Source organism: Streptomyces murinus, from assembly GCF_002154555.1.
Taxonomy (GTDB): domain Bacteria; phylum Actinomycetota; class Actinomycetes; order Streptomycetales; family Streptomycetaceae; genus Streptomyces; species Streptomyces murinus.
The window spans coordinates 1-4,935 of the sequence record NZ_MUNF01000727.1; the positions used below are offsets into that span (position 1 = coordinate 1).

Consider the following 4,935-nt stretch of genomic DNA (forward strand, 5'->3'; position numbering starts at 1 on the left):
GTGCCCGCGCGCGGGCACCATGGCAGTGACGCCGATGGAGCAGGACGCCGTCAAGTGGCTTCCGGTTGCCCGTCGCTTCCGTTATGCGGCCGATACGCATCCTGACGGCTACCGCTACGACATGTGTACGACGGCTACCGGATCGTGATGCTCAGATCTCCCTCAGATGTGATGACGCAGGTCACAGCCCGTCATTACTGTCCTCCGAAACCGAGGAGGACGGAGCCGTGAAGCGATGACCGAAGTATCGGTGGCCAAGGAGGACAGGGCCGCTTCCGACGAACTGGTCGTCCTGAAGAGCGTCAACAAGCACTTCGGCGCGTTGCACGTGCTCCAGGACATCGACCTGACGATCGACCGCGGCGAGGTCGTGGTCGTCATCGGGCCCTCCGGGTCCGGCAAGTCGACCCTGTGCCGCACCATCAACCGCCTGGAGACGATCGACTCGGGCACCATCACGATCGACGGCAAGCCCCTGCCGCACGAGGGCCGGGAGCTGGCGCGGCTGCGCGCCGACGTCGGGATGGTCTTCCAGTCCTTCAACCTCTTCGCGCACAAGACCGTGCTCGAGAACGTCATGCTGGGCCAGATCAAGGTCCGCAAGGCCGACAAGAAGCAGGCCGAGGAGAAGGCGCGGGCCCTGCTCGACCGGGTCGGCGTGGGCACCCAGGCGGACAAGTACCCCGCCCAGCTGTCCGGCGGCCAGCAGCAGCGTGTCGCCATCGCCCGGGCGCTGGCGATGAACCCGAAGGTCATGCTCTTCGACGAGCCGACCTCAGCCCTCGACCCCGAGATGATCAACGAAGTCCTGGACGTCATGCGGCAGCTGGCGCGCGAGGGCATGACGATGATCGTCGTCACCCATGAGATGGGCTTCGCGCGCTCGGCCGCCAACCGGGTGGTCTTCATGGCGGACGGCCGGATCGTCGAACAGGCCGCGCCCGACCAGTTCTTCAGCAACCCGCGCAGCGACCGGGCCAAGGACTTCCTGTCCAAGATCCTGCACCACTGAGGCCGCGGGCGGCCGTCGCAGGCGCCTGGATCGATTTCTCCCGACGGGCCTCGTCCCGCACCACTTCGAAGGATGTTCAGCATGCAGCTCCGCAAGGTCACCGCCGCCTCGGCCGCCGTTCTCGCCCTCAGCCTCGCCGCCACCGCGTGCGGTGGCGACAAGAAGGACGACAACGGGTCCTCCGGCGGCAAGAAGATCGCCATCGGCATCAAGTTCGACCAGCCCGGCCTCGGCCAGAAAACGCCGCAGGGCTACGCGGGTTTCGATGTCGACGTGGCCACCTATGTCGCCAAGAAGCTCGGCTACGGCTCGGACCAGATCGAGTGGAAGGAGTCGAAGAGCGCCGACCGCGAGACCATGCTCCAGCGCGGTGACGTCCAGTTCATCGCCGCCACGTACTCGATCACCCCGGAGCGCGAGCAGAAGGTCGACTTCGCCGGCCCGTACCTGCTGGCCCACCAGGACGTGCTGCTGCGCGCCGACGAGACGGCCATCAAGGCGCCGAAGGACCTGAACGGCAAGAAGCTGTGTTCGGTCTCCGGCTCGACCTCGGCCCAGAACCTCAAGGCCAAGCTGAACCTCAAGACCGACCTCGTCACGTACCCGACCTACTCGGCGTGTCTCTCCGGTCTCCAGAGCGGCGCCATCGACGCGCTCACCACGGACGACTCGATCCTCGCCGGTTACGCCGCCCAGGCCCAGTTCAAGGGCAAGTTCAAGCTCGGCAACTTCAAGATGACCAACGAGAACTACGGGATCGGCGTCAAGAAGGGCAGCGACCTCAAGGCGAAGATCAACACGGCCCTGGAGTCGATGGTCTCCGACGGCTCCTGGGCCGCGGCCGTGAAGAAGAACTTCGGTCCGGCCGACTACAAGAACGAGCCCGCGCCGAAGATCGGCGACGTCAAGAGCTGAGGCAACGCCCTGCCGGTGCGCCGCCTTTGACGACGGCGGCGCACCGTGGGCATCCCTACACGCGGAAGCGCGGGAGATCGTGTTCGACTTTCTTGGACATTACGACGTACTGGGCGCCTTCTGGACGACGGTGCAGCTCACCCTGCTGTCGGCCGTGGGCTCCCTGGTCTGGGGCACCCTGCTGGCCGCCATGCGGGTGGGCCCGGTACCGCTGATGCGCGGTTTCGCCACCGCCTATGTGAACATCGTGCGGAACATCCCGCTCACGGTGATCATCCTGTTCTCCTCGCTCGGTCTGAACCAGACGCTGGGCATCAGTCTGGGCGCCAAGGGCTTCGACGCGATCAACTTCCGGCTGGCCGTGCTCGGTCTGATCGTCTACACCTCGGCCTTCGTGTGCGAGGCGATCCGGGCCGGCATCAACACGGTGCCGGTCGGCCAGGCGGAGGCGGCACGGGCCATCGGTCTCAGCTTCTCCCAGGTGCTGGGCCTGGTCGTGCTCCCGCAGGCCTTCCGCGCGACCGTCGGGCCGCTGACCAACGTACTGATCGCGCTGACGAAGAACACGACGGTGGCCGCCGCGATCAATGTGGCGGAGGCGGCCCTGCTGATGAAGAAGATGATCGAGAACGAGGCGCAGCTGATGTCGATCTCGGCGGTCATCGCCTTCGGCTTCGTCTGCCTGACCCTGCCGACCGGCCTGATTCTCGGCTGGGTGGGCAAGAAGGTGGCGGTGAAGCGATGACATCGATCCTGTACGACGCTCCGGGACCCCGCGCCAAGCGGCGCAACGTCCTGTACACGGCGGCCTTCCTGGTCGTCCTCGCGGCCCTCCTCTGGTGGGTTTACAGCGCCCTCAGCGACAAAGGCCAGCTGGACTGGGCCCTGTGGAAGCCCTTCTTCTCCGGCTCCGAGGCGTACACCACGTACATCTGGCCGGGCCTCCAGAAGACCCTGGAGGCGGCGGCGCTGGCGATGGTCATCGCGCTTCCGCTGGGCGCGGTCCTCGGCATCGCACGGCTCTCGGACCACGCCTGGGTGCGCGTGATCGCCGCGGTCCTGGTCGAGTTCTTCCGCGCGATCCCCGTACTGGTCCTGATGATCTTCGGGCTCGCGCTCTTCGCCCAGTACACCGATGTCAGTTCGGACGACCGGCCGTTCTACGCGGTCGTCACCGGACTGGTGCTGTACAACGCGTCGGTGCTCGCGGAGATCGTCCGCGCGGGCATCCTCTCGCTGCCCAAGGGCCAGTCCGAGGCGGCCCTGGCGATCGGTCTGCGCAAGGGCCAGCTGATGCGGCTGGTGCTGCTGCCGCAGTCGGTCACCGTGATGCTCCCGGCGATCGTCAGCCAGCTGGTGGTCATCGTGAAGGACACCGCCCTCGGTGGCGCCGTCCTCACCTTCCCCGAACTGCTGGCCTCGGCCAACACGATGAGCGGCTACTACGGCAACTTCATCGCCTCGCTCACCGTCGTGGCCGTGATCTACGTGCTCATCAACTTCTCGCTGACCTCCTTCGCGCACTGGCTGGAGGGCCGGCTGCGGCGGGGCAAGAAGTCGACCGGCGCGGTGCTGGGCGCGCAGGACGTGGCGGACATCGCGGGCACGGCGGCGAACGGCGCGGATCCGGCCGGTCATCCCTCCGGCATCGGTGACATCAACGGCACCAAGAAGTGACGATCATTCAAGTCCCATGATTGGGCCGGGGGCAGTGGCATGATCGCCACTGCCCCCGAGGGTCACTTGACGCATACTCTGCCAATGGGTTGCATACGTTCTGTGATCGTGCACCCGGCCTCACCTTGCTGTTCACCCACTGCCGTCGAGGCATCGCCGCGGACAGGGGGCGCCGCGCCGTGGACCCGGTGATCATCGTCGGAGCGGGGCCCGTCGGGCTCACGCTCGCCCTGGCGCTGGCCCGCCAGGAGGTGCCGACCGTCGTCCTGGACGAGGGCCCCGGCAAGGAGGAACCCCGCCCGGCGCGCACCGCCGTACTGCGCCCCGACACGGCCGCGCTGCTGGAACGGCTGACCGGGACGGCCCTCGACCACCACGGCGTGCGCTGGACCGGCTGGCGCGCGATGCGCCGCCGCCAGGTGGTGAGCGAGATCGTCTTCGCCCCGGACGAGCCCGCCCCGGTGCATATCGCCCAGCATGTGATCTCGGGCCTGCTACGGGCGGCCGCCGCCGATCAGCCGCTGGTGGAGATCGCCGCCGACAGCCGCCTGGACTCGATCGAGCAGGAGCCCTCCGGCGTCACCGCGCACACCCGGGGCCCCAACGGCACCTATTGGCGCGGGAGTCACCTGGTGGGCTGCGACGGCACCCGCTCGACCGTGCGCAAGCTCCAGGACATCCGCTTCCCCGGCCGTACGGCGGTGGAGCGGCACGCGGTCGCCGCGCTGCGCACGGAACTCCCCTGGACCGACCAGGCGTTGCTGCACCGGATGCCGCCATGGCGGTCGTCCGGCCCCTTCGCCGGAGAGGTGACCGCCCGCCCCCTGCCGGACGGCGCCTGGCGGCTGGACTGGCTACTGCCACCAGGCAAGGACCTCGTCACGCCCGAACTGCTGGTGGCCCGGATCCGCGAGACCCTCGCGGGCTGGACCGACGGTGCCACACCGGCGTACGACCTGCTCGACACCGGCGTCCACACGGTGCACCACCGGCTGGCCAGGCGGTGGCGCGACGGCCGTGTCTTCCTCGCGGGCGACGCGGCGCATCTGCTGGGCGCGCTGGGTACGCAGGGTCTTGACGAGGGGCTGCGGGACGCCGACAACCTCGCCTGGAAGCTGGCCTCCGCCTGGCACCACGGGCCGCACGAAGCGCTGCTCGACAGCTACCAGACCGAGCGGCGCGCGGTGGTCGCCGCCCGGCTGCGCGCCACCGACCAGGCGCTGCCGGGGCTGCGCGGCGGGGGCGGACTGCGGCACATCGTCCCGGGCACGGCCCGCGGCCACGACGCCCTGCTCACCGACGGCCATCTGGGCCGCGGGCCGTGCCCGGGA

At 68.6% G+C, this 4,935-nt stretch carries 5 protein-coding genes; all 5 read left to right on the plus strand.

Features of this window, described 5'->3' with window-relative positions; all coding sequences use genetic code 11:
• Window positions 1-235 precede the first annotated feature (235 nt).
• A complete protein-coding gene (locus tag CCN72_RS33965) occupies window positions 236-1,012 on the plus strand; it encodes an amino acid ABC transporter ATP-binding protein (RefSeq protein WP_037663271.1) in 777 nt (258 codons plus the stop codon).
• Window positions 1,013-1,093: 81 nt separating this feature from the next.
• Window positions 1,094-1,927, plus strand: a complete 834-nt coding sequence (locus CCN72_RS33970) for a glutamate ABC transporter substrate-binding protein (protein ID WP_086812144.1) — start codon at window positions 1,094-1,096, stop codon at window positions 1,925-1,927.
• Window positions 1,928-2,006: 79 nt separating this feature from the next.
• Window positions 2,007-2,672: an amino acid ABC transporter permease gene (locus CCN72_RS33975; protein WP_037663273.1), complete on the plus strand. Its 666-nt coding sequence runs from the start codon at window positions 2,007-2,009 to the stop codon at window positions 2,670-2,672.
• Window positions 2,669-3,604, plus strand: coding sequence for an amino acid ABC transporter permease (locus tag CCN72_RS33980; protein ID WP_086812146.1), 936 nt, complete (start codon window positions 2,669-2,671; stop codon window positions 3,602-3,604). The genes CCN72_RS33975 and CCN72_RS33980 overlap by 4 nt, the downstream gene beginning before the upstream one ends.
• A gap of 179 nt (window positions 3,605-3,783) precedes the next feature.
• A partial coding sequence (locus tag CCN72_RS33985) for an FAD-dependent monooxygenase (RefSeq protein ID WP_086812148.1) occupies window positions 3,784-4,935 on the plus strand: 1,152 nt, incomplete at its 3' end.

Coding starts and splice junctions, on each gene's coding strand:
- CCN72_RS33965 (WP_037663271.1), top strand. CDS start 236: ATGACCGAAGTATCGGTGGCCAAGGAGGACAGGGCCGCTTCCGACGAA.
- CCN72_RS33980 (WP_086812146.1), top strand. CDS start 2,669: ATGACATCGATCCTGTACGACGCTCCGGGACCCCGCGCCAAGCGGCGC.
- CCN72_RS33970 (WP_086812144.1), top strand. CDS start 1,094: ATGCAGCTCCGCAAGGTCACCGCCGCCTCGGCCGCCGTTCTCGCCCTC.